This window comes from Glaciimonas soli (assembly GCF_009497155.1).
GTDB classification, from domain to species: Bacteria; Pseudomonadota; Gammaproteobacteria; order Burkholderiales; family Burkholderiaceae_D; genus Glaciimonas; species Glaciimonas soli.
In genome coordinates this window covers 363,416-388,952 of the sequence record NZ_WINI01000007.1, presented here as the reverse complement: position 1 = coordinate 388,952, position 25,537 = coordinate 363,416, and the positions used below count along the sequence as shown (strand labels likewise).

The 25,537-nt window shown below is 48.9% G+C and carries 21 protein-coding genes and 1 tRNA gene; 15 read left to right on the top strand and 7 right to left on the bottom strand.

The genetic code is table 11. From position 1 onward, the window contains the following. Positions 1 to 75: 75 nt before the first annotated feature. The 4 genes from dcd (at position 76) to GEV47_RS13985 (ending at position 2,457) form a co-directional block, all read left to right on the top strand. A complete protein-coding gene (gene dcd / locus GEV47_RS14000) occupies positions 76 to 642 on the top strand; it encodes a dCTP deaminase (RefSeq protein WP_153235367.1) in 567 nt (188 codons plus the stop codon). Between the two features lie 96 nt (positions 643 to 738). Beyond that, entirely contained in the window at positions 739 to 1,314 is a 576-nt protein-coding gene (locus tag GEV47_RS13995; RefSeq protein WP_153235366.1) for a DUF2059 domain-containing protein, read from the top strand. Positions 1,315 to 1,348: 34 nt separating this feature from the next. After that, positions 1,349 to 1,930 carry a chromate transporter gene (locus GEV47_RS13990; protein ID WP_153235365.1) on the top strand — a complete coding sequence of 194 codons (582 nt, stop codon included), beginning with the start codon at positions 1,349 to 1,351 and terminating at the stop codon, positions 1,928 to 1,930. After that, positions 1,927 to 2,457 carry a chromate transporter gene (locus GEV47_RS13985; protein ID WP_153235364.1) on the top strand — a complete coding sequence of 177 codons (531 nt, stop codon included), beginning with the start codon at positions 1,927 to 1,929 and terminating at the stop codon, positions 2,455 to 2,457. The genes GEV47_RS13990 and GEV47_RS13985 overlap by 4 nt, the downstream gene beginning before the upstream one ends. Before the next feature lie 87 nt (positions 2,458 to 2,544). Here GEV47_RS13985 and GEV47_RS13980 read toward each other — a convergent pair whose 3' ends face one another. The 3 genes from GEV47_RS13980 to GEV47_RS13970 form a co-directional block, all read right to left on the bottom strand. Then, complete coding sequence (locus tag GEV47_RS13980; RefSeq protein ID WP_153235363.1) at positions 2,545 to 2,883, bottom strand: zinc ribbon domain-containing protein YjdM; 339 nt, start codon at positions 2,881 to 2,883, stop codon at positions 2,545 to 2,547. A gap of 118 nt (positions 2,884 to 3,001) precedes the next feature. Next, positions 3,002 to 5,266 (bottom strand): arginine/lysine/ornithine decarboxylase, encoded by a 2,265-nt coding sequence (locus tag GEV47_RS13975; RefSeq protein WP_153235362.1) that lies wholly within the window; start codon positions 5,264 to 5,266, stop codon positions 3,002 to 3,004. Positions 5,267 to 5,549: 283 nt separating this feature from the next. Next, on the bottom strand, positions 5,550 to 6,059 hold the full coding sequence (locus GEV47_RS13970; RefSeq protein ID WP_153235663.1) for a dihydrofolate reductase: 510 nt from the start codon (positions 6,057 to 6,059) through the stop codon (positions 5,550 to 5,552). Between the two features lie 416 nt (positions 6,060 to 6,475). Here GEV47_RS13970 and GEV47_RS13965 point away from each other — a divergent pair, with 416 nt between their 5' ends. The 5 genes from GEV47_RS13965 to GEV47_RS13945 all read left to right on the top strand — a co-directional run bounded on the left by GEV47_RS13965 (position 6,476) and on the right by GEV47_RS13945 (position 15,317). Then, positions 6,476 to 8,068 carry a glucan biosynthesis protein G gene (locus GEV47_RS13965; protein ID WP_153235361.1) on the top strand — a complete coding sequence of 531 codons (1,593 nt, stop codon included), beginning with the start codon at positions 6,476 to 6,478 and terminating at the stop codon, positions 8,066 to 8,068. An 11-nt stretch (positions 8,069 to 8,079) separates the two neighbouring features. Beyond that, positions 8,080 to 10,587, top strand: a complete 2,508-nt coding sequence (gene mdoH, locus GEV47_RS13960) for a glucans biosynthesis glucosyltransferase MdoH (protein WP_407646259.1) — start codon at positions 8,080 to 8,082, stop codon at positions 10,585 to 10,587. Positions 10,588 to 10,788: 201 nt separating this feature from the next. After that, positions 10,789 to 12,384 carry a glucan biosynthesis protein gene (locus GEV47_RS13955; RefSeq protein WP_153235359.1) on the top strand — a complete coding sequence of 532 codons (1,596 nt, stop codon included), beginning with the start codon at positions 10,789 to 10,791 and terminating at the stop codon, positions 12,382 to 12,384. A gap of 98 nt (positions 12,385 to 12,482) precedes the next feature. Further along, positions 12,483 to 13,832, top strand: a complete 1,350-nt coding sequence (locus GEV47_RS13950) for an efflux RND transporter periplasmic adaptor subunit (RefSeq protein ID WP_153235358.1) — start codon at positions 12,483 to 12,485, stop codon at positions 13,830 to 13,832. A gap of 9 nt (positions 13,833 to 13,841) precedes the next feature. After that, complete coding sequence (locus tag GEV47_RS13945; RefSeq protein ID WP_153235357.1) at positions 13,842 to 15,317, top strand: efflux transporter outer membrane subunit; 1,476 nt, start codon at positions 13,842 to 13,844, stop codon at positions 15,315 to 15,317. 41 nt (positions 15,318 to 15,358) lie between these two features. Here the strand turns inward: GEV47_RS13945 and GEV47_RS13940 are convergent, their stop codons facing one another. Together GEV47_RS13940 and GEV47_RS13935 are read right to left on the bottom strand one after the other, a co-directional pair. Continuing rightward, positions 15,359 to 16,096: a tyrosine-protein phosphatase gene (locus GEV47_RS13940; RefSeq protein ID WP_228124709.1), complete on the bottom strand. Its 738-nt coding sequence runs from the start codon at positions 16,094 to 16,096 to the stop codon at positions 15,359 to 15,361. Positions 16,097 to 16,116: 20 nt separating this feature from the next. Then, positions 16,117 to 16,911, bottom strand: coding sequence for a thymidylate synthase (locus GEV47_RS13935; RefSeq protein WP_153235356.1), 795 nt, complete (start codon positions 16,909 to 16,911; stop codon positions 16,117 to 16,119). Positions 16,912 to 17,140: 229 nt separating this feature from the next. Between GEV47_RS13935 and GEV47_RS13930 the strand changes: the two genes are divergently transcribed. After that, positions 17,141 to 18,406 carry a lipoprotein-releasing ABC transporter permease subunit gene (locus tag GEV47_RS13930; RefSeq protein WP_153235355.1) on the top strand — a complete coding sequence of 422 codons (1,266 nt, stop codon included), beginning with the start codon at positions 17,141 to 17,143 and terminating at the stop codon, positions 18,404 to 18,406. A gap of 34 nt (positions 18,407 to 18,440) precedes the next feature. Then, positions 18,441 to 19,136, top strand: a complete 696-nt coding sequence (lolD, locus tag GEV47_RS13925) for a lipoprotein-releasing ABC transporter ATP-binding protein LolD (protein ID WP_153235661.1) — start codon at positions 18,441 to 18,443, stop codon at positions 19,134 to 19,136. Here the strand turns inward: lolD and bamE are convergent. Then, entirely contained in the window at positions 19,133 to 19,630 is a 498-nt protein-coding gene (bamE, locus tag GEV47_RS13920; protein ID WP_153235354.1) for an outer membrane protein assembly factor BamE domain-containing protein, read from the bottom strand. The genes lolD and bamE overlap by 4 nt on opposite strands. A 206-nt stretch (positions 19,631 to 19,836) precedes the next feature. Here bamE and rpsO point away from each other — a divergent pair, with 206 nt between their 5' ends. From rpsO to GEV47_RS13905, 3 genes are all read left to right on the top strand, one after another. After that, positions 19,837 to 20,106 carry a 30S ribosomal protein S15 gene (gene rpsO / locus GEV47_RS13915; protein ID WP_153235353.1) on the top strand — a complete coding sequence of 90 codons (270 nt, stop codon included), beginning with the start codon at positions 19,837 to 19,839 and terminating at the stop codon, positions 20,104 to 20,106. Positions 20,107 to 20,322: 216 nt separating this feature from the next. Next, positions 20,323 to 22,470, top strand: coding sequence for a polyribonucleotide nucleotidyltransferase (gene pnp / locus GEV47_RS13910; protein ID WP_153235352.1), 2,148 nt, complete (start codon positions 20,323 to 20,325; stop codon positions 22,468 to 22,470). Between the two features lie 207 nt (positions 22,471 to 22,677). After that, entirely contained in the window at positions 22,678 to 23,169 is a 492-nt protein-coding gene (locus GEV47_RS13905) for a surface-adhesin E family protein (protein WP_153235351.1), read from the top strand. A gap of 122 nt (positions 23,170 to 23,291) precedes the next feature. On the opposite strand, the gene GEV47_RS13900 is transcribed toward GEV47_RS13905, so the two are convergent. Further along, positions 23,292 to 23,366 (bottom strand) — tRNA-Arg (locus GEV47_RS13900). Between the two features lie 278 nt (positions 23,367 to 23,644). On the opposite strand from GEV47_RS13900, the gene GEV47_RS13895 reads away from it, so the two are divergent. Then, complete coding sequence (locus GEV47_RS13895) at positions 23,645 to 25,537, top strand: ATP-binding cassette domain-containing protein (protein WP_153235350.1); 1,893 nt, start codon at positions 23,645 to 23,647, stop codon at positions 25,535 to 25,537.

Here is a 25,537-nt window from a genome sequence, read left to right as displayed (position 1 = left end):
ATGATAGCGGAGTCCTGCTTACACCCGATTCGCGTAAAATGACAACAATCTGTTTTATAGAAAGAAGTAAACATTATGACTATTAAATCCGATAAGTGGATACGCCGGATGGCGCAAGAAACCGGCATGATCGAACCATTTTCACCGAATCAAGTGCGTGAAGAGAATGGTCATAAAATCGTTTCTTATGGCACTTCGTCGTATGGTTACGATATCCGTTGCGCTGATGAATTCAAGATTTTCACCAATATCAACTCAACCATCGTCGACCCTAAAAATTTCGACGAAAAATCGTTTGTTGATTTCAAAGGTGACGTTTGTATCATTCCACCGAATTCGTTTGCATTGGCACGCACCATGGAATATTTCCGTATTCCACGCAGCGTGTTGACCATCTGCCTTGGCAAATCCACGTATGCCCGCTGCGGCATTATCGTTAACGTGACGCCGTTTGAGCCTGAGTGGGAAGGTTACGTGACGTTGGAGTTTTCTAATACGACACCGTTGCCAGCCAAGATTTATGCGGGTGAAGGTTGTGCGCAAGTGTTGTTCTTCGAAAGCGATGAAATTTGTGAAACTTCGTACAAAGATCGTGGCGGCAAGTATCAAGGGCAGCATGGCGTGACTTTGCCCAAGGCTTAAAGTGTTTTAGCGCTTAGGGTCTATCGCGTACACCTTAAGGCAGTACTGACGCGACATGCAATTTGTATTCTCCATAAAAATTTTAATGAGATATCAATGAAAAAAATAGCAATAAGTATTGTCACTACCTTCGCCTTGATCCTAAGTGTCCCAGGCTTCGCGCAAACGCCTGCAACAACAAGCGTCACTTCAGCGGCCGCACCAATCGACCCGGCCACGGCACAAGCAGTAAGGAATTTGTTGGAGGTGATGAAGTTTAAGCAACTGATGGCTAACACCTTCAGCCAGGCGATCAAGACTATGCCGGAAACGATGCGTAAGATGTCGATTGAGCAGATCAATGGAAATGCCAAGTTAACGCTGACGCAAAAGCAGGCGGAGCTGGCTAAGGCGGAAAAAACCATTCCTGAGGTGACAGACAAATTGAACGCGTTATTCAACGATCCGGCAATGTATGATGAAATGGCGCAAGCGATGATTCCTTTATATGCGCGTCATTTCAGTGCAGACGAAATTGATCAAATCACCGCGTTTTACAAAACAGGTGTTGGCGCCAAGATGTTGACCATCATGCCGCAGTTGACGAGTGAGTCGATGCAAATAAGCCAGCAAATTATGATGCCTCGAATTAACAAACTAATCGCTTCATACGCGCAAAGTACCGGGAAGTAGTTGAAGGCAGTAGATAGCAAGCGGGAATGACGAAATGAGTGACAGCGCTGTCGATATACAAATAGAAGAGGCCGTGATCCCCACCTCGAAACAGTTGTTCATGGGGTTTTTCGGCCTCGGCATGACGGCTTTTGGTGGCGCATTGCCACTGGCACACCGCATGGTGGTGGACAAGCGACGCTGGCTGAGTGAGGCCGAGTTTGTCGAATTGCTTGGTCTATGTCAGTTTCTGCCTGGCGGTAATATCATCAATTTGTCGGTTGCGATCGGCATGCGTTTTCGCGGTGTCAAAGGGGCATTCGCCGCCATCATGGGGCTGATCGCCGTACCGTCTTTAGTGGTCATCATGCTGGGAGTGCTTTACGAGCATTTTCAGAATGATCCACAAATCAAACATTTGTTCGCTGGTCTGGCTGCAGCAGCGGCCGGATTGCTGGTCTCTATGGCGATTAAGATTGCCTTACCGTTACGAAAACATGTATCGCTGGCCTTGCTTGCTACCGTTTGTTTTGTAGCGATCGCATGGCTGCGTTATCCATTGATATGGGTGATGCTGGTGATGACACCGGTTAGCGTCCTCGTGACTATCTTCGTGAATTCGCGGGGTAAAAAATGACGCAGACGTTGATTGCTCTGGCGCTTATTTTTGCCGAATTGTCAGTGCTGGCATTCGGTGGTGGAAATACGATCTTGCCGGAGATGCAGCGTCAGGTCGTGGAGGTTCATCATTGGATGACGGCAGAAGAATTCAGCGCATTGTTTGCGCTGAGTCAGGCTGCGCCGGGGCCGAACCTGATGGTGGTCACGCTGGTAGGCTGGCATGTCGCCGGGTGGATGGGAATGCTGGTAACGTCAATTGCCAAGTTCGGGCCGTCGTCGGTGTTGACGGTGTTGGCCCTGCATGCGTGGGAGCGCTTCAAAGATCGACCTTGGCGACGTCATATTCAGATCGGCTTGCTACCGGTGACGGGCGGTTTGGTGGCTGCGTCCGCCGCGCTGATTGCACATGCTTCTGATACGAATTGGTTGCTGGGTGCGATTACGGCGTTTACCGCGCTGGTCGCCTGGAAAACCCGCATACATCCGCTGTGGTTGTTATTTGCTGGCGCGATGATTGGTTTGGTAGGGATGCGCTACGTTTAAGGATGACGAAGAAGGCGATAGAAAAACACAGAAAAGCAGGATGGTTATCGCTGCGCTTCCCATCCTACGATTTGCGCTGGTCTTAATTTATGCCTTTCGCAAATAGCAGGCTTTAAGCATAAAACTGCCGCTATCTATTTTGCAATCGACTTCATGATCGCCACCGACCAGACGGATACTCTTGATCTTGGTTCCCATTTTCAAGGTAATGGACGATCCTTTCACTTTCAGATCCTTGATCAGCACCACGGCATCGCCGTCGGCTAACACATTGCCATTGGCGTCTTTGACGACTGCATCGCTATCCTCGGCCGACGCCGCAGCGACCATAGGCCATTCATGACCGCAGTCAGCGCACACATAGTTAGCGCCGTCCGGATACGTGTTTTCCATGGCACATTGTGGGCAAATCGGGATGGTAGGCATAGTTCTCTCTCTTGAATGGTTAAGCCCTTCTCGCGCAAGCGGGAGAAGGGCTGGGATGAGGACGTTTAGCAGTGAACTTGATTAAGAAATGGCCAGGCATTTCCACGTTTTACATGGATTACTGGCGCACACAATCCACGAAATAATCGCGCTTGCCATCGACTTCACGTTTCACTAAACCATGGACGTCAGTTTCAAAACCCGGGAATTTCTCATTGAAATCACGCGCGAATTTCAGATAGTCCACGATGGTTTTATTGAAGCGTTCGCCCGGAATCAACAAAGGAATACCCGGTGGATACGGTGTCAACAATATCGATGTGACGCGGCCTTCCAATTCGTCGATAGGTACCCGATCAATTTCGCGATGCGCCATTTTGGCGAACGCATCTGATGGTTTCATCGCTGGTTGCATGCTGGACAAATACATTTCTGTAGTCAAGCGGGCGATGTCGTAAGCCTTGTACGTTTCATGAATTTGCTGACACAGATCACGTAAGCCCAGACGTTCATAGCGTGAATTCTTGCCGTTATTTGCTTTCGCGAATTCGGGCAGGATGCGCCAGATCGGTTGGTTTTTGTCATAGTCATCTTTGAATTGCTGCAAAGCTGTCAGCAAGGTATTCCAGCGGCCTTTGGTAATGCCGATGGTGAACATGATGAAGAACGAATACAGTCCGCATTTTTCGACAATAACACCGTGTTCCGCCAGATATTTGGTGACGATAGAGGCGGGAATGCCGCTGTCGCCGAACTGACCGTTCAGTGATAATCCGGGCGTGACGATGGTGGCTTTGATCGGGTCGAGCATGTTGAAGTTCGGCGCCAGATTGCCGAAACCATGCCAGTCGTCTTCTGCTTTAATGACCCAGTCTTCACGTGTACCAATACCGTCATCGGCAAAGGTGTCTGGTCCCCACACTTGAAACCACCAGTCTTGTCCCCACTCTTCGTCGATCTTGCGCATGGCGCGACGGAAATCGAGCGCTTCTACAATGCTTTCTTCTACCAATGCAGTACCACCCGGCGCCTCCATCATGGCCGCAGCCACATCGCACGAGGCGATGATGGAATATTGGGGCGAAGTTGACGTGTGCATCAGATACGCTTCATTAAACGCATCCCGATCCAGTTTGACGGTCTCTGATTCGCGTACCAGCACTTGCGATGCTTGTGACAAACCGGCGAGCAGTTTATGCGTCGATTGTGTCGAAAAAATCATCGATTTTTTGGCGCGTGGGCGATCTTTGCCGATGGCGTGCATGTCTTTGTAAAAGTCATGGAAGGTCGCGTGCGGTAACCATGCTTCGTCAAAATGCAGCGTCTCGATTTCGCCATCGAGCATTTTTTTCAGTGTTTCCACGTTGTACAGCACGCCATCGTAAGTCGATTGCGTAATGGTCAGAATCCGCGGTTTTTTGTTGAGCGCTTCGCGTGCGAACGGATTGGCCTCGATTTTTTTCTGAATACTTTCGAGCGTGAATTCTTCCAAAGGAATCGGGCCAATGATGCCGAGATGATTGCGAGTCGGCATCAGGAACACCGGAATCGCGCCAGTCATGATGATGGAGTGCAGAATCGACTTATGGCAATTGCGATCCACTACCACGATGTCGCCAGGTGCAACGGTGGAGTGCCAAACCATCTTATTGGAAGTCGATGTTCCGTTGGTGACGAAGTAACAATGATCGGCATTGTAGATGCGCGCTGCATTGACTTCTGATTCAGCAATCGGACCAGTGTGATCTAGTAGTTGCCCGAGTTCTTCCACTGCATTACAGACGTCGGCGCGCAGCATGTTTTCACCAAAAAACTGGTGGAACATCTGACCGATAGGGGATTTCAGGAACGCCACACCACCTGAATGTCCTGGGCAATGCCATGAGTACGAACCGTCATTGGCGTATTGCACCAAGGCGCGGAAAAACGGTGGCGATAAGCCATTCAGATACGATTTTGCTTCACGGATGATGTGACGGGCGACGAATTCCGGTGTGTCTTCAAACATATGAATGAAGCCGTGCAATTCGCGCAGGATATCGTTGGGGATATGGCGTGAAGTGCGGGTTTCACCGTACAGATAAATCGGGATGTCCGCATTTTTATAGCGAATTTCTTCGACAAATGCGCGCAACGATTTGAGCGCGTTGTCGGTTTCTTCAAATGAACCGGCGCCGAATTCTTCATCGTCGATCGACAAGATAAATGCTGAGGCGCGTGATTGTTGTTGTGCAAACTGCGACAGATCGCCATAACTGGTGACGCCCAGTACTTCCATACCTTCCTTTTCCATCGCATCCGCGAGTGCGCGTATGCCGAGGCCAGAAGTGTTTTCAGAAAGGAAATCTTCATCAATGATGACGATGGGGAAGCGAAATTTCATTGAGGTCTCCAAGAGACGGGAGTGGATAACAGGAGCAGCGTTTTGATCGGGTAAGGATCGGACGATGTTCGCTTATTTGTTAAAAAAACTAGCAAACAATTAAGTAATATCAAACAATCAATTTAAAAACTATTGCAGTCATCCTCACGTACGTGGGGATGATGCGGTCATTTTCAAAATGATAGGTTGACCTGACTTACGAATAGCCGGATTTTCGCAGATATGCGACAAAAGGGGCGAAGATAATCTAAAACACGAATAAATAAAAGTGCTGACTGCATTCTTACGTTGTTGATCTTTCATAAACGACAAAAGCATAGTCAAAATCTTGCTCTTCTGAGTGATGTGAAGTGCGGCTAACTTCCTGCCATTGTTGTTTGTCACTTGCCGGACGCACCGGGAAAAAGGCGTCGCAGTCGAAGGTTTTGTTGATTTCGGTGACGATCAGGCGATTACATAATGTTAATGAAGCCGCGTAAATTTCCGCGCCGCCAATGATGAACGCTTCTTCATTCGTGGTGTCATTCAGTAATGCCAACGCTGCCGGGATGGATGTCACCGCCTCGACACCTTGATGTTCCCAGTCCGAATTGCGGGTGATCACGATATTGCGACGATTGGGCAAAGGCCGACCTATGGATTCGAAGGTTTTCCGCCCCATGATAATGGCATGCCCCGATGTGGTGCGTTTGAAATGCGCCAGATCCTCTGGTAAATGCCATGGCAGGGTATTTGCTATCCCTATGCCGTTATTGGCATCAGTAGCAACGATGATCGTGAGATGAGCTGGCATAGGATGAGGAATGAAAAGTGGAATAAAGAAACGGCGAAAAACCGACAATTTTACACCATTAGAATTTCCGTAAAGGCATACCCGGAATCAATGCATTATCGGCAATTCCCCCGGACATAAAATCAGATCAATTTGTTGCACGAATAGCATTAATAATAATTTTGTTTTTGATAATAATTAGCAATTAGATAGGTAAAAAAGTGTTTCTTTGTTCGAAAAAGTAGTGAAAAACTGTAACAATGCGGCCTTCAGTAATGTCGCCTAACCGTTTATGCGTCGTCGCTTCCGCCTTGCGGTACTACGGTACTGTCTGCGTCGGGAAGTCTGGTCTAAACAGTTATGCAGGATTACTTAGCCTGAAAATGAGACGAATTTCGGAATCTCAATTGCCCACCGTTGTGTCGGATAGGAATTCAATGTTAGGAAAAATGATTCAGCGCGGTGCTCATCATCGTCGCGCACATAGACGTTTAGCGGTGCCAATTGCAATGCTCTTGGCAGTTGTCTTGTTTGGTACGTGTGCGGTTAAGAGTGCATCGGCTTTTGATTTTGATGATGTTGCGTTGCGTGCGAAAACGTTGGCAGCAAAGGACTATGTTAAACCGGCGAGCAATCTGCCTAAGGATTTGGCGAGTTTGAATGGTGATCAGTACGAAGGTATTCAATTTCGAGCAGAAAAATCGCCGTGGGCTAAACCGAAATTGCCGTTTGATATAGGTTTCTATCACGAAGGATATTTATTTGATCAGCAGGTAAAGATCAATGAAATCAATGGTTCTGCTGTAAAAGCAATGCGCTTTGATCCCAGTGATTTTAATTATGGGGATAACAAACTTGATGTGCGTCAGTTACGCGCACTCGGCTTTGCCGGGTTTCGTTTGAATTACCCAATTAATACTGCTCGCTACAAGGATGAGGTAGTGTCGTTTCTCGGTGCCAGTTATTTCCGGGCACTTGGTAAGGATCAGCAATATGGCCTGTCTGCACGCGGATTAGCGATTGATACTGGCTTGAACTCTGGCGAAGAATTTCCGCAATTTGTTGAATTCTGGGTCGAGAAGCCAAAAGCGACGGACAAACAATTGACGGTGTATGCATTGCTCAATTCACGTCGTGTGACTGGGGCATATCGCTTTATCGTCAAACCGGGTGTAGAGACTGTGATGGATGTAAAAGCGCAGCTGTATCTTCGGGAAAGTGTCAGCAAATTAGGTATTGCGCCATTAACGAGCATGTTTTTCTTCGGTGAAAATCAGCGCTCGCAGGTGGAGGATTATCGACCAGAAGTCCACGATTCCGATGGCTTGCTGGTGGCGTCTAAAAATGGCGAATGGATCTGGCGACCTTTGGTGAATCCCAAACGATTGCTGGTGACTTCATATGCACTCAATAATCCGGTTGGATTTGGTTTGATGCAGCGTGATCGTGACTTTAAAGATTATCAGGATTTGCAAGCGCACTATGAAGATAGGCCTAGTGTCTGGGTGCAGCCAAAAGGCAACTGGGGTGCTGGTCGCGTTGAGCTGGTACAAATTCCCACTCCGGATGAAACCAACGATAACATCGTTGCCTATTGGGTTCCGAATGTTATGCCTAAAGTCGGTCAGGCGATGAACGTTGAGTATTCCTTGTCGTGGCAAAAAAATGCCGAGCCGCGCCCGCCTTTGGCGTGGGTGACGCAGACCCGGCGTGGCAATAACAATGCCTCCAATACTACGCAGCGCAAAGTCGAGAGCAGCAATGTCGCCATTACTTTAATGGTGGATTTTGATGGCCCTTCATTGAAAAAACTCCCCGCAAGCGTAGCGCCGGAAGCGGTTGTCAGCGTCGATGATAACGGCAAACTTTTGAGCGTCAACATGGTGAAAAATGATGCTGCGGGTGGCTGGCGCATGGAAGTGAAAGTGCGCCGTAATGAAGAAAATAAACCAGTCGAATTGCGTGGATTTTTGCGTGATCACGGCACAACCTTGTCGGAAACATGGAGCTACATACTTCCACCGAATTGATCCCTGATGAGATGTCCGCATCAGTAGAGGAAGTCGTCGATCCGTCGCAGCTTCAGTCGTCTCTTGTCGAACGTTATATTGCGCGGCTGGAGCAGTTCCAACCCCGACCATCGGAAACATTAGTGCGCCCGCAAGCGGTGCTTGATGTGCATCTTGCATTGGCGGGTAGCGAGGCAAATGTTGATATGGCGAATCCCGCCTATGCTTCGGTAGCTGCACGCTTGCACCTGGCTTATGGATTGCCAACGGAGTCGTCGACGATCCCGAATGCAGCGCCGGAAATTATCACCGATGTCACTGGTCGTACCCGGATAGCGGTTGCGCCTCCTTTGCATCGTACGTCTATGGTGGCGCACGCATGGGGAACCCTGAATCCGCTGGTGCGCTGGGTTGAAAATGCGACACACAAATTTGATCAGCGACCCAACGCTGACGCAAGGCGCGAAGCAGAACAGGCTGCAGCGCAAGCCAAGGCCAGCAAAACCAGGCATCCGAAAGGGCATTTACGTCGCTTCGTATTGCTCTCTTTGATGCTGTTGCAAACCGTGTTGGCAACGTATTTCATGAGCACGGTTTTGCCGTATCACGGGACCAAGCCGGTAGAAATGTTGACTCTGGCTTTTTTCGCGGTTTTGTTTTGCTGGGTTTCGGCTGGATTCTGGACTGCGATGATGGGTTTTTTGGTGCTGCTGCGCGGTACCGATCGTTACGTTATTTCACGCGAAGAAGCTGCTCCCGGACCGATTCCGGCGCATGCCAGAACCGCGATTGTCATGCCGATCTGTAATGAAGATGTGACGCGTGTTTTTGCCGGTTTGCGGGCGACCTATGAATCGGTCGCGAACACAGGAGAGTTGGGCAGGTTCGATTTCTTTGTGTTGAGTGATAGTGGCGACGCTGACATTTGTACTGCGGAACTTGATGCGTGGGTTGATATTTGTCAGACGCTAGGCGCTTTCGGGCGGATTTTTTATCGTCATCGTCGTCGCCGTGTTAAACGCAAGAGCGGCAATATCGACGATTTTTGCCGTCGCTGGGGCGCTAATTACGACTACATGATCGTACTCGATGCCGATAGCGTGATGAGCGGTACTTGCCTGACGACGCTGGTACGTTTGATGGAAGCCAATCCAGACGCCGGTATTATTCAGACTGCGCCACGTGCCGCGGGACGCGATACTTTATATGCGCGCATACAGCAATTTTCAACGCGAGTGTATGGTCCATTGTTTACCGCCGGTCTGCATTACTGGCAGTTGAGCGAGTCGCACTATTGGGGACACAACGCGATTATTCGTGTCGCACCTTTCATCGAGCATTGCGCCTTGGCGCCATTGCCTGGCGAGGGGGCGCTGACGGGCGAAATTTTGTCGCACGATTTCGTCGAAGCAGCGTTGATGCGGCGCGCGGGCTGGGGTGTCTGGATTGCTTATGATCTGGCTGGCAGCTTTGAAGAAATGCCACCGAATCTGTTGGATGAACTTAAACGCGATCGTCGCTGGTGCCAGGGGAATTTGATGAACTTCCGCTTGTTCCTGGCGCGCGGTATGCATGGTGTCCACAGAGCGGTATTTGTGACAGGTGTAATGGCCTATATATCTGCACCGTTGTGGTTTGCGTTCCTGGTGTTGTCGACGGGATTGCTGGCGATGCATACCTTGGTGGAGCCAGAATATTTCACGACCCCCGGACAGTTATTTCCAGTGTGGCCGGAATGGCATCCGGAAAAAGCGCTGGCGTTGTTTACTGCTACGGCGACCTTGTTATTTTTGCCTAAGATACTGAGTGTGGTTCTGATTTGTATCAAAGGTGCACGTGAATTTGGCGGCGCATTCCGACTGACAATCAGCATGATATTGGAGTTGTTATTTTCCATGTTGCTGGCCCCGGTGAGGATGCTGTTTCATACGCGTTTCGTGGTGGCCGCTTTTCTGGGTTGGGCGATTAGCTGGAAATCGCCACCGCGCGAAGATAGCGAAACCAGTTGGGGCGAAGCATGCCGCCGTCATGGCGGGCATACCTTGTTGGGGTTGGTATGGGGCGCTGGTGTCTATTGGCTGGATCCTTCTTATCTGTGGTGGTTATTGCCGATCGTCGGTTCATTGATATTGTCGATTCCGTTATCCGTATTTTCCAGTCGGGTTTCGTTGGGGCGCAGTTTTCGTCATGCAAAATTATTTGTCATTCCAGAGGAAGTCGATCTGCCGCCGGAATTAGCCGCGACTACTGTGTACAACGATGCTGGCAAGCCGTTGGCGGGATTTGTGGATGCTGTTGTCGATCCGATTATTAATGCATTGGCGTGTGCTGCAGTGACGGCGCGTCCTCATATTCCGGTTGCCAGCTTGCAAGCACGGAGAGCATTGGTCGATATGGCTTTGAGGCAAGGACCGGATGGATTGTCAGCACGGCAGAAAAATACATTGTTAGATGACCCGTTGGCATTATCGTCATTGCATTTAGCAGTGTGGAGTTCATCGCGAGCACATGATGGCTGGTTGAAAACTGCATCAAGATAGCCAGAGATGGGAAGTTGGTTCGTACAACGCCAGAATCAAGGAATCCGTCATCCTCGCGAACGCGGGGATCCAAGTTACGATCTCAACATGGATGCCCGCGTTCGCGGGAACGACGAATTGAACGAATTCAATTTGATTTAATTAGAGCATTGGACAGTCGGACTCCGAGTGCATCGTCTAAATTTTGAACAAGGAATATTCATGCAACGACGTGATTTTTTAAAAGCGTCGGCGGCGCTTGCAGCTGCCGGCTTTCCGGCGTCATCATTGTTTGCCGCAGCATCGTCTGCGAGCCCATTACAATTTTTTGGTGCCAAGCAGGCGTTTGATTATGCATGGTTGAAAGGTCAGGCCAGACACATGGCTGGGCAGTCGTATCAAGTGCCGGCCAGTCACGTCCCTGATGAAGTCAAGCATCTCAACTGGGATCAATATCAAGCTTTGCAATATCGCGCCGATCACGCGTTGTGGGCGCAAGATCAATTGGATTTTCAGGTGAAATTTTTTCACCTGGGCTTGTTCTATAAAACACCGGTGTCTGTTTTTGAAGTTAAGGATGGTGTTGCGCAAGCATTGGCGTATGACCACGGTATGTTCGATTATGGCAAAAGCGGTGTGCATGGCGACAAAATGCCGAAAGATCTCGGATTCGCTGGCTTTCGCGTCAATTTTCATACTGATCTTGAGCGTGATGTCATCGCGTTTTTGGGAGCGAGTTATTTCCGGGCTGTTGGTACCGATTGGCAGTATGGTTTGTCTGCGCGTGGTTTGGCAATTGACTGTGGCATGGACAGGCCGGAAGAATTTCCGAATTTCACCAGTTTTTGGTTAGAACGCCCGCACAAAAATTCAGACAAACTGGTGGTCTACGCATTGCTCGACTCACCAAGTATCACTGGTGCTTATCGCTTTGAAATACAACCTGGCGCAACTTTAGTGATGGACGTGGATGTCGCACTGTATCCGCGCAAAGCGATAGAGCGAATCGGGATTGCGCCGTTGACGAGCATGTTTCAGTACGCAGAAAATGATAGGCGGCCAGCAGTCAGTAACGATTGGCGGCCAGAGATTCATGATTCTGACGGCCTGGCACTGTGGCGTGGAAACGGTGAATGGGTATGGCGGCCATTGACCAATCCCGAACATCTGCGATTTAACGCCTATCAAGATGAAAATCCGCGCGGCTTTGGCTTGCTACAGCGCGATCGTAATTTTGATCATTATCAGGATGATGGTGTGTTTTATGAACGTCGTCCTAGTTTGTGGGTTGAGCCGAAATCGGGTTGGGGCAAGGGTGCGGTTGATTTAGTGGAAATTCCTACTGTCGATGAAACTTTTGATAATATCGTCGCCTTTTGGAACCCCGCCGAAAAACCGCAAGCCGGAGAAGAGCTTTTATTTGGTTATCGTCTGTATTGGGGCAACAAAATGCCATTCACGCCACCGTTGGCAATTGTCGTGGCGACGCGCACCGGCATGGGCGGAGTGATTGGCGTGAAACGGACTTATTACTCCTGGCGTTTCGTGATTGATTTTGCCGGTGATAATATGCAAACCTTAGGTAAAGATGTCAAGGTGGTACCGATGATTAGCGCTACGCGAGGCAAGGTCGAGATTACGTCAGCGCGTCCGTTGGAGGCGATCCATGGTTATCGTGTCATGTTTGATATCAAGCCGACCGACGATAGTGTCGCTCCGATAGACCTGCGCGTTTATCTGGTGGCCGATGGGCAAGCTCTCAGTGAAACCTGGTTATATCAGTGGAGCCCCCCACCATTGCCACAACGCAGTTTTTAAGTGTTTACATTGCTCTTTCCTTAAGCAAGCAAGGGAGAGCAATCTTAATTCGTCTAAAATACGTTCTGCATTCTACTTATTCCCTCAATGTGGTACCAATGACAACTCCTAAGATTGAAACTGAAACCGCTTTGCCCTCTGGATTTCCTACCGGTATTGTCGATAAACCTAGCCGTATTGTAAAACGTCGCGGTTTGGTTTTTGCGCTTTCGCTAGTCACTATTTTAAGTGCTGGTGTGGTTTTGTCGCAGGTATTGCAACCACCATCGGCGGCGAAGCCGCTACCACTGTTAACGCCAGCGACAACTCCGCCAACACCAGCGCCGCCAGTCAAGTTGGACACGCTAATGATCAAGACCGGCGACATCGAACAAACCGTAGAAGCTGCCGGAAAATTGCAATTATATAAATATGCCGATGTCAACGCGCAGCTTTCCGGGCAGATCAAAGATGTGCTGGTCGGGGTTGGTGATGACGTCAAAGTGGGCAAGATGGTGGTTGATATTACGCCGACACAGCAACCTGCCAAGGTAGAAAGCAATCGTGCGCAGATGGCACGTATGCAAGCAGAATTGGCTGATCAAAAGGCGCAAATGGATTTTGCCCAATTGCAGTTCCAGCGGCAAACACAGTTGAAAGCGCAGAACGCTACGCGCGAAGAATCGTATGAGTCGAGCCGCATGAGTTTGTCTTCGGCTAGTGCGCGAGTGGAAGCAATCAATGCACAGATCCACCAGCTTGAAGCGAGCATGAAACAGGATGAAGAAAACAATCAGCACACGCAAGTGCTGGCGCCTATTTCTGGCACGGTGGTGACACTCAATGCGCGTCCCGGGCAAATGGTCAATGCAGCACAGCAAACGACACCGTTGATGCGAATTGCTGATTTATCGAAAATGACGGTGCAGGCGCGGGTTGCGGAAGTAGATGTCACGCGCTTACGTAAAGGTATGCCGGCGACATTTACGACGCCGGGTTATCCCGGCAAGCACTGGTCGGGAAAATTGCGTCAGGTAATCCCTGTGCCTGCGGAAGGCACTGGCGAACAAGGTAAACAGACTTTTTATAACGTGTTGTTTGAAGTCGATAATCCGGATCAGCAACTGATGAGCGGCATGAGCACACAAGTGCAATTTATCGTTGCGGACGTGCCAGAAGCGGTATTGCTACCGACTAAATTATTAGGTAAGCCGGGCGCAGATGGTTTGTACAGCGTCAACGTCGTAGAGCAGGGACAGCAAGTGAGTCCGCGCAAGTTGCAGATAGGTTTGCGCAATCAACAGCATGTGCAAGTGCTGTCAGGATTAGCGGCTGGCGAGCAAGTATTGGTAGGCCCTGTTCCGACCACGTTACTGAAACAGAAACCGCCGGGTGCAGCGGCCGCCGCATCTGCTTCTGTCCCCACGTCTGGGGCACAGGCTTTACAAACTTTGACCACGCATCAATGAAGTAACTCAATGAAGCAACTTAAGTTCACAACACTACTGATGATCGGCGTGGCCTTGGCTGGCTGCGCCAGCAAAATTCCCTTGTCTGAGCCGCCACCACAAGTCGATCTGCCATCAGCGTGGAGTCTAAGTGCGCAATCACGTCAAGAAGAATGGCCAGACAGTGATTGGTGGAAGCGTTTTGGCAGCCATGAATTAACGCAGCTAGTGGATCAGGGACAGAAAAGTAACCTTGAAATTGCCGCTGCGTTATCGCGCTTGAAACAAGCAGAAGCGCAGGCGCGGATTGCCGGCGTACCTTTGTTGCCAAGCGTTGATTTCTCCGCCGGAGCAAATCGTGATCTGCCGTTGGGTAATGGCAGCGCGAATACATCGACCAGTGGTTTGCTACAGATTAATTACGAAATTGATTTTTGGGGTAAAAACAAAGCCAGTTTAGCGGCGGCTCAAGCTGAATTAAAAGCGAATCAGTATGATCGCCAAACCGTTGCATTAACCGTCACCAGCGGGATAGTCTCAACTTATTTGCAAGTGTTGTCACTGCATGACAGGTTAGCTATCGCACGTAAAAATGTCAGCAATGCCGAGCGCGTATTGACCTTGGTGCAAGCGCAGTACAAAGCTGGTGCCGCATCTACCCTGGATTTGGCACGTCAGCGTTCTGCTGTCGCAGGGCAAAAGGCGGCGATTCCCGATCTGATGCAGCAGCAACGTGAAGCGCAATCGGCATTGGCGATCTTGTTGGGGCGTCCACCGCAAACCTTCAAAATTGCGGCGCAAGGACTGGATACTATCTCCTTGCCGGAAGTGACGCCGGGTTTGCCGTCTGAGTTGTTGTCGCGTCGCCCGGATATTCGCCATGCTGAAGCAGAATTGGCTGCTGCCAATGCCAATGTCGCTGTGGCGCGAGCTTCATTATTTCCAAGTATTAGCCTGACTGGCTCCACAGGTGGGCAAAGTAATGCCTTGCTGTCCTTATTTAATGGGCCGAATCTGTTGGCCAATCTAGGTACCAACTTAGTAGCGCCAATTTTTGATGGCGGACGTCTGAAAAGTCAGCGCGATTTAGCGATCGCGCAAAAAGAAGAGCTGGTTCAGACTTACCGATCGACGGTATTGGGAGCATTGTCTGAAGTCGATACTGCGCTGGGCCAAATTCGTAGTCTGGATGAACAGCGTGAATTGAAAACCAGTGAAATGGAGCAGGCTAGTCAGGCGTTTAACCTCTCCGAAATTCGTTATAAAGTTGGCGCGGAAGATTTGATGACGGTGTTGGATACGCAGCGCACGTTATCAGATGTGCAAAATGATCTAGGCAAACTCAAGCTGCAGCGTTTGCAAGCAACCGTGTCGTTGTACAAGGCGTTGGGTGGCGGTTGGCAGGACGACGTGGCAAACGCTGATAAGGTAACTTCGGGCCAGATTGGTCAGAAAAATGTTGCGCTTCCAGATGGTCAGCCCACAGCGGTTGAATTGACTAAGTAAGCCCGTATAAGTATTTGTACGGACTTACTTACTAACGCTGATCAACATAAATAATTTGCGCGTATCAATGCCGTATTAATCCCTAATACGCGCTCAAGATATTCCTTCATGCCACCGTACGTTTTGTTGATGACTTCTATTGCGGCATCCAGATAAGCTGCCTCAACCAGTAGCAGTGGCGCCATCACCGCAGGCGGCAAGCCGTATTTCTCAACTTGGGCCAACACCTGCCTGTTATTGGCGGTATTAGATCGATTGGATTCAAGATAGTCAGCGACGATAGTGGCGTGATCAACGCCAAGTGCGGACAATAACAAGAGGCTGGCAAAACCGGTGCGATCTTTGCCAGCGGTGCAGTGGTACATCATGTTTTGATTTTGTTCTGCACGCCGTAAAAAGCGTTGGTATTGTGTTTGATAATGCACCGGGAAATCGCGATAGACATCCATCATAAAACTGTGGCTGTGATCAACAGAGCCAGTTTTTAACATAGGTAATACCGTGTCTTGCGATAAATTTCCAACCTGAATCGGGTCGGCTATCCAGTTGAATACTTCGCCAAATGGCTGTTCTGAACTTTGCTTTTCGCTATTGGAACGGAAGTCTATTACGGCATCAAATTGATACCGTCTTAACCGCGTCACATCGGCTACGCTAGCAAGGCCAGGGTTGGCGCTGCGGATCAGCCGGCCAGCCGCAATTTTTCGACCATCTTGCGTCGCCATGCCACCCAGATCGCGAATATTGTGGATGTTTTCGTAGCTTGTTGCGCTTGTCAAAACTAACCCTGTCTGGTGTATTAAACAGCCACCGGCGCTTTGATGTGCGCTTGCGGTTGATAATCAGTGATCTCGAAATCGTCGAACTGATAGTCGAAAATAGATGCCGGCTTACGCTTGATCACCAACTTGGGCAGTGCTTCTGGCTGACGTAACAGTTGCTCTTCGACCTGCTCGCTATGATTGGCATATAGATGGCAATCACCACCGGTCCACACAAAATCACCCACTTCAAGATCACATTGTTGCGCCACCATATGCGTCAGTAGTGCATACGACGCAATATTGAAAGGTACGCCGAGGAAAATATCGGCACTGCGCTGATATAGCTGGCATGACAACTTGCCATCGGCGACATAGAACTGAAAAAAAGCATGGCACGGCGGTAGCTTCATTTGCGGAATATCGGCAACATTCCACGCAGAGACAATCAGGCGACGTGAATCAGGTGTGCTTTTGATTTGTTCGATTACTTGAGCGATCTGATCAATATGTTGACCATTTGGCGCCGGCCATGAACGCCATTGATAACCGTAAATCGGCCCCAGATTACCCTTCGCATCGGCCCATTCATCCCAAATTTTAACGCCATTTTCTTTCAGGTAAGCGATGTTGGTAGAGCCAGCCAGAAACCATATCAACTCGTGAATGATCGATTTGATATGAAGTTTTTTGGTGGTGAGGAGCGGAAAGCCATCTTGCAGATTAAAACGCATTTGATAGCCGAACACCGAGCGAGTGCCGGTGCCAGTGCGATCAGTTTTGATCGCGCCATGCTGATGAACATGGCGCATGAAGTCGAGATATTGGCGCATAAGAAATGAATGAAGAGTGATTGCAATTTGCTGAATGATGAGATTGTAACGTATGCGCAATGAAAGCTATTGAGCAATGCCATTGTGCGTTTGAAGTTATGCGCGATTTTCCATGCGAAAAAATGCAAAAAAGATATCGAACTCATTAGCAAGCATGTAATCAAATGCATCAATTGGTTTAATTTTCACAATTTATGGCAAACTGCGGGCTGATTTTAGGAGCGATGCATTGAGCATTTTAAAAAAACTACCCTTTGAGTGGCTGGTTGGTATTCGTTATACCCGCGCTGGTAAACGCAGCGGCCGCAATAGCTTCATTTCCTTTATTTCGTTGATTTCCATGGCCGGTATCGCGTTAGGCGTGGCGGCGCTGATTGTGGTGTTGTCGGTGATGAATGGCTTCCAGAAAGAAGTCCGTGACAGGATGTTATCGGTCGTGGCGCACATTGAAGTGTTTGATGCTTCAGGCGAAATGCAGGATTGGGAAGAGGTTGCCAGGCAGGCTTTTAAAAATAAAGAAGTGATTGGCGCGGCACCGTATGTCGAAGGGCAGGCGGTGCTCATGGATGGCGGTGATGCGCGCGGTATCTCAGTGCGTGGCGTCTTGCCATCGGAAGAACCGGCTGTGTCCGATGTCGCCAAGCAGGTTAAACAAGGTAATTTTAATGATTTGAAGCCTGGCGAATTCAATATCGTTCTGGGTAGCGAATTGGCGCGTGGTTTGCGTGTCGGAATCGGTGATCGTGTAACGATGTTGGTGCCGAATGGTCAAGTGACGCCAGCAGGTGTGATACCGCGGACCCGACAATTTACCGTGACGGGGATTTTTGAGGCCGGACATTTTGAATATGATTCGTCATTGGCGTTTATTCAGATTGAAGATGCAGAAAAACTATTCCGCTTAAACGCGCCATCTGGCTTGCGTTTGAAACTCAAAGATATGTTGCAGGCGCCGGAAATTGCACAGCAACTGGCGCAAACAATGCCACCAAATTTATATCTGCGCGATTGGTCGCAGCAAAACGCCAACTGGTTTGCCGCCGTCAAGACGGAAAAGCGGATGATGTTCATTATTTTGACGTTGATCATCGCGGTCGCGGCATTTAATCTGGTGTCGACCTTGGTGATGACAGTGACGGAAAAGCAGGCGGATATTGCGATTTTGCGTACTTTAGGTGCGTCGCCCGCCTCGATCATGAAGATATTTCTGATACAGGGTGCGCTGGTAGGATTGGTAGGCACCGCGCTTGGCGTGGGATTTGGGGTGCTGATTGCACTCAATATTGAGACCATTGTGCCAGCCATTGAACATCTGCTGCACGTGCAGTTTTTGCCTAAGAGTGTGTATGTGATTAGTGAATTGCCGTCCGATTTACATTGGTCCGATGTCTGGACTATCGGCGTTGTTGCGGTGATTTTGGCTTTCCTTGCGACACTCTATCCGAGTTGGTGGGCTGCGCGAGTCAAGCCTGCGGAGGCATTGCGTTATGAGTAACTTGCCCAATAACACGCCAGCTAACAATAAAAGTATGAATGAAATTATCTTATCTAGCCGCAATTTGGGCAAAACATTTACGCAAGGCAGTTACTCGGTCAAGGTTTTGCAAGGAATTGATCTGGATGTAGTGAAGGGCGAGCAAGTGGCCATCGTCGGTGCTTCCGGCTCTGGTAAATCGACTTTGCTGCATTTGTTAGGCGGTTTGGATACGCCAACCACTGGCAAGGTGAGTTTGCTCGATAAAGATTTCACAAGCTTAGGCGAAAAAGCGCGGGGTGATTTGCGTAATGTCGCATTGGGATTTGTCTACCAGTTTCATCATCTGCTGCCAGAATTTTCGGCGTTGGATAACGTTGCGATGCCGCTGATGATACGTCGTATGAAGCGTAGCGATGCGCAAGAACAAGCTCATGCAATTTTGTCGAGAGTGGGATTGGCTAAGCGCGTAATTCACGTGCCAGGCGAGTTGTCTGGCGGTGAGCGTCAGCGGGTGGCGCTGGCACGCGCTTTGGTCACCCAGCCGGCATGCGTGTTGGCAGATGAACCGACCGGTAATCTGGATAGGGCGACCGCGCAAATGACATTTGACTTGATGCTGGAATTATCACAAACGCTGGGAACCGCGTTTGTGATTGTGACGCATGATATTCATTTGGCACGACGTTGCGGTCGCGTGTTGCATTTGTCGGATGACGGTTTGCGACCTTATGATGAAAGCGCCGATTAAAAACGGCCAAAACGTTCATGATCAAACCGTGGGTCTGGGCCATTTTCTAATTTGCGAACGATGCCCTGAGGGTCGAAATACACCGTCATTTGTGAATTCCAGACGCCGTTTTCCTTATAGCTGTAATTCCACCCCTCCAGGTTGACGCGGCTATAAGTGATGGTGTCAGTCGGATGGCCGATAGTGCGTAATACATCATCTTTATTGAATTCGCCGACTTTGATTTTGGCAAATGTATTTGTGGTCAACACTTGCTCATAAGACATAAGATTGCCATCTGGCGCAATAAACGCCATATAAGTTTCCTGACCGAAAGGGCCGCGGTTGTATTCCAGTATGCGTTGATTGCCTTTTTGGTATGTGGCAGTTGGGAGTCCCAAGCGGTCGATGACTTGGGCTTCAGATTCGCCAGGGTGCACAGGGGGAGCCATCAGTGAGGCGCAGCCGCCAAGAGCGATTGTTAATATTGCAATGCTTAAGATAGAGCGTTTCATCGTGAGATCTTCTATAAAGTCTTAGTTGTAGTTCACCATGATAGCCAAATAAGCGAAATGTGTGGAATTAGCTAAGTCATTGAGTTAGCAGGATTTTTGCTATATACTGCGCGTCTGGTCATTCGGCCAGTTTTATTTAATAGTAGTTCACGGTGTTTGGGGTATCAATAAACTACTCTATTCATCGCTTGTGAAAAGGTAAAGTCATGACTCTCGAAAAAACAGCAAAAGCCGCTATTGTCACAGACAATGCGCGCGCTCAAAACGATACTGGTTCGCCGGAAGTGCAAGTCGCTTTGTTGACAGCACGTATCAACGACCTGAACGGTCACTTCAAAGCTCACGCTAAAGATCACCACTCACGTCGTGGTTTGATCATGATGGTTAACCGTCGTAAGAGCTTGTTGTCTTACCTGAAAGGTAAAGATCTGAATCGTTATCGCGCACTGATCGAAAAACTCGGCTTGCGTAAATAATATTCTTGTCGTCGCCTATTTTGTTCAGACAATCCGTCACGACCTTCATAGTCGAACGATAGAAGAAATGCCTGTATCAGTTACTGATGCGGGCATTTTTGCTTTGGGCATTAAGAAACTGCAGTGAATAAACGTTGTAAGTTAGTAGTAAATGCTTTTGTAATGAGGTGGACGACAGCACCTGAAAATCTGCCGGCAAAATAGAAAGGAAACATCATGTTCAATAAAGTTACTAAGACCTTCCAGTACGGCCAACATCAAGTCACATTGGAAACTGGCGAAATCGCTCGTCAGGCATCCGGCGCTGTTATGGTATCGATTGAAGATACCGTTGTATTGGCAACTGTTGTGGCACGTAAAGATGCCAAGCCAGGTCAAGATTTTTTCCCTTTGACTGTTGATTACCTTGAAAAAACTTATGCAGCTGGTCGTATCCCAGGTGGTTTTTTCAAGCGCGAAGGTCGTCCTTCGGAAAAAGAAACACTCACATCACGTTTGATCGATCGTCCGATTCGTCCATTGTTCCCTGAAGGTTACATGAACGAAGTGCAGGTTGTTGTTCATGTTCTGTCGGTTAATCCTGAAATCGATCCGGATATCGCTGCGATGATTGGTGCTTCTGCAGCATTGGCTGTTTCTGGTGTGCCATTCGCTGGTCCTGTTGGTGCCGCACGCGTTGGTTATATCGACGGTCAATATGTATTGAACCCAACCACGACACAATTGCAAACTTCGTCACTTGATTTGGTTGTTGCCGGTACGGAAGCTGCTGTGTTGATGGTTGAATCTGAAGCGCAGCAATTGTCAGAAGAAGTGATGCTAGGCGCCGTAGTTTACGGTCATGAGCAAATGAAAACGGTTATCGACGCGATCCACGAATTGGTGCGTGATGGTGGCAAACCAGAAATCGAATGGAGCCCGGCACCGAAGAATGAAGCACTGATCGCGCGTGTTGCGCATTTCGGCGAAGCAAAATTCCGCGATGCTTATCAGACTAAAGACAAGCAAGCCCGCACTGCCAAACTCAAAGCTGCAAGTGCAGAAGTGAATGCAGATCTGGCCGCAGAAGCAACTGCCCATGGCGCTGCGGCACCGGATGGTACTGAAGTTGGTAACATCTTGTTTGATCTGGAAGCGAAAATCGTTCGTTCACAAATTTTGGATGGCGAGCCACGTATTGACGGTCGCGATACTCGCACTGTACGTCCGATCTCGATTCGCACTGGCGTACTGCCACGCACGCACGGTTCAGCATTGTTCACGCGCGGCGAAACGCAAGCATTGGTTATCGCCACGTTGGGTACTGCTCGTGACGAGCAAAAAATCGATGCATTGATGGGCGAGTACTCAGATCGCTTCATGCTGCATTACAACATGCCTCCGTTTGCCACTGGTGAAACTGGCCGCGTTGGTACGCCTAAGCGTCGTGAAATCGGTCATGGTCGTTTGGCCAAGCGCGCTTTAGAAGCAGCATTGCCTAAGCCAGAAGATTTCAGCTATTCAGTACGTCTGGTATCGGAAATCACTGAATCTAACGGTTCTTCTTCAATGGCATCTGTCTGCGGTGGCTGCCTGGCATTGTTGGACGCGGGTGTGCCGATGCAGGCGCATGTTGCTGGTATTGCGATGGGTCTGATCAAAGACGGCGGCAAGTTTGCCGTGTTGACCGACATCTTGGGCGATGAAGATCATTTGGGCGATATGGACTTTAAAGTTGCTGGTACTGCCAACGGCATTACCGCGCTGCAAATGGACATCAAAATCCAAGGTATCACTAAAGAAATCATGCAAGTCGCTTTGGCGCAAGCTAAAGAAGGCCGTATCCATATCCTCGGCGAAATGGAAAAAGCTGTTCCTAGCGGCAGCAAATCTGAATTGTCTGATTTCGCACCACGCTTGATCACAATCAAGATCAATCCAGAAAAAATCCGTGACGTTATCGGTAAAGGCGGCGCGGTGATTCGTGCGTTGACTGAAGAAACCGGTACACAAATCGACATCAGCGATGAAGGTGTTGTTACCATCGCTTCTGTCGATGCAGCAGCTGGTCAAGAAGCTAAACGCCGTATCGAAGAGCTAACCGCTTCTGTTGAAGTTGGCAAAATCTACGAAGGTACGGTCTTGAAGTTATTGGACTTCGGCGCGATTGTGCAAGTCTTGCCAGGTAAAGATGGTCTGCTACACATCAGCCAAATTGCCAACGAACGTGTTAACGCCGTTGCTGATTACCTGAAAGAAGGCCAGATCGTTAAAGTAAAAGTACTGGAAACTGATGACCGTGGTCGTTTGAAGTTGTCGATGAAAGCGGCTCAAGAAGTAAGTGAAGCAGCTCCAGCGACTCCTGCAGAGCCTGCAGCGCAGTAATAAAGTAGATGGTGTTAAAACCGCCGGCGATGCTGTTTGCATCCCTGGCGGTTTTTTTATGTGAGACGCGACGGGACTGTATTAATCAATATTTTTGTTTTTTTTTGTAAAATTAGGTGTTTAGTAACGAAATTACTATACGCTTGTATGGTCAAAAACTGGCATAGGTAATTTGTCATCAAGCATCATTTGTTTAAGGAAAACGATATGAAAAAAATAGCACTTATTCTAGGGTTGAGTATTGTTTGTCTGGGCGCACAAGCTGCTGAAGATTGGCATACGGTGACTACGATCACCAATCCGCAGGACAAAACGCAGCAGGTCGTTGTCTCGGTTGATAAAAATTCGATTAAAGATGTCAAAGGTGCCAAAGGTATCCGTCAAGCAGTGACTATGTGGGATTTCAGTTATCCACGCGACAATGCGGGCGATGCTTCTTTTCCGACATTTAAATCCTATAAAGACGTAACCCAATACAATTGCTCAGACAAAGAAATCAAACAAGGCGGCGACGTAATTCCACCTAAAAGTGCGCGTTTAGCTGGCGAAATTTTGTTTGCCGGTAATAATGGTACTGGTGACAAGCGTGACCATACTGATGCTTTGAAGAATAGCAAATTTGCTGCGCCAGCCCCAAACACGCTGGGCGAGAAGTTGATGAGCGACTTTATCTGTGCTGATGCACTTTCTGTTAAATAAATAGCGTTCTAAGTATGTGAGAATCCATGGCATTCGTAGCGATGTCGTGGATAAAAAAAGACACCGCAATAGCAAGTCATTTGTTATTGCGGTGTCTTTTTTCGAATTTGATATGAATTAACTGGTCCCGCCAACAGGAATCGAACCTGTATCTAGCACTTAGGAGGCACTCGTTCTATCCGTTGAACTATGGCGAGACGCGGGATTTCGATAAATACGTATCGTTTTCCGTCCGAGATTATAGCCGAGCATGGATGCCCTATCTATGGCCATACTGGATAATTGTGATGAAATAGGCAAAATAGCCTACAACTATCCCTGTCAAGTACACAACAATTAGCGATATCACCGCCGCTATCGGTACAATGCGCACTTCACGCATTTTTTCGTCTAACTTTGACTGCATGAGAGCATCACGCGATAGATAATTTGCGCTGGTGTGTTTTTTGCGGCTCTATTTTTTCTGGTTTCTACTATGGCAGTTCTTTCTATCTCCAATGCACAACTTGCATTCGGCCACGTCGCGTTGCTTGATCACGCGGAATTCTCTTTGGATGCCGGCGAGCGGGTTGGCTTGATCGGGCGTAACGGCACCGGCAAATCGTCGTTACTGAAAACAATCGCGGGTGTTTCCAAGTTAGACGATGGCGTGATGGTGATGCAACAAAACATCAAAATCGCTTATGTTGATCAAGAACCGCATTTTGAACCTGATATGTCAGTGTTCGATGCGGTTGCATCTGGTATGGGCGAAATGCAAGCTTTGCTGAATGAATACGATGCGCTCACCGGCCAATTTGGTGGCGATGATGACGATGCCATCATGGAACGCATGCATGAAATTCAAAGCAAGCTCGACGCAGCTGACGCCTGGAGTTTGGCGAATAAAGTGGAGACAACTTTAGATCGCTTGAATCTGAACAAAGATGCGTTGATGGGGACTTTATCGGGCGGGATGCAAAAACGCGTGGCACTGGCTTGCGGACTGGTGAGTGCGCCGGATGTATTGCTGTTGGATGAGCCGACCAACCATTTGGATTTCACCTCCATCATGTGGCTGGAAGGTTTGTTGCGTGATTTCAAAGGCAGCGTACTGTTCATCACCCATGATCGTAGTTTCCTGGATAACGTTGCGACCCGCATTATTGAGCTTGATCGCGGCAAGATCACTTCTTTCCCAGGCAACTTCACCACTTATCAAGTGCGCAAAGCCGAACAGCTTGAAATTGAAGAAATCGAGAATGCTAAGTTCGATAAATTTTTAGCGCAAGAAGAAGTCTGGATACGTAAAGGCGTACAAGCACGACGCACGCGCGATGAAGGCCGGGTACGTCGTTTGGAAGCATTGCGATTGAGCCGCAGCGCGCGCCGTGATCAGCAAGGACAAGTCAAGCTCGATGTGTCATCTGGCGAACGCTCAGGCAAGATCGTGGCAGAGTTGACTAATGTTGGCCGCGTGTTTGGCGATCGCGTGATTGTGAGGGATTTCACGGCAACCATTATGCGTGGCGACAAAGTAGGTTTGATCGGGCATAACGGTGCCGGTAAAACGACTTTGCTGAAATTGATTTTGGGCGTGGATCAGCCGGACAGCGGCACAGTCAAGCAAGGTACTAAATTGCAAGTGGCGTATTTCGACCAGATGCGTGCGCAATTGAATGACGAGGCCAGTCTTGCTGAGACAATTGCACCGGGTAGTGATTGGGTGGAAATCAACGGTCAGCGTAAACATGTCATGAGTTATCTGAGTGACTTTTTGTTTGCGCCAGAACGTGCTCGTTCGCCAGTGAAATCATTGTCTGGCGGTGAGCGTAATCGTTTGTTGTTGGCGCGTCTGTTTGCCAAACCAGCCAACGTTTTGGTGCTCGATGAGCCGACCAACGATCTCGATATCGACACCTTGGAATTGCTGGAGGAGTTATTGGAAGATTATGAAGGCACAGTATTTTTGGTCAGCCACGATAGAACCTTCCTGGACAATGTGGTTACACAAGTGATTGCTGCTGAAGGCGATGGCATGTGGAAGGAATACGTAGGTGGTTACAGCGATTGGGAGCGTGTGCGCCCAAGTCCAGCGGCTGCTGCTAAAGTGAAGGTGGAAGCTAAAGCGGAAGCTGTTGTTGCAACACCTGCCGTTAAACCAAAAAAACTCAGCTATAAAGAGCAGCGCGAATTGGACGAATTGCCGTTGTTAATTGCAAAATTGGAAGCGGAGCAAAAAACAGTTGCTGATCAACTGGCCGACCCGGAACTGTATAAAAAAGCCGATGAGGCCAAGCGTTTGAATGCGCGCGCAGCAGAACTGGATGATCTGCTGCTGGAAGCGCTAGAAAAATGGGAAGAGATTGAGGCGCGCACGAAAGGCTAA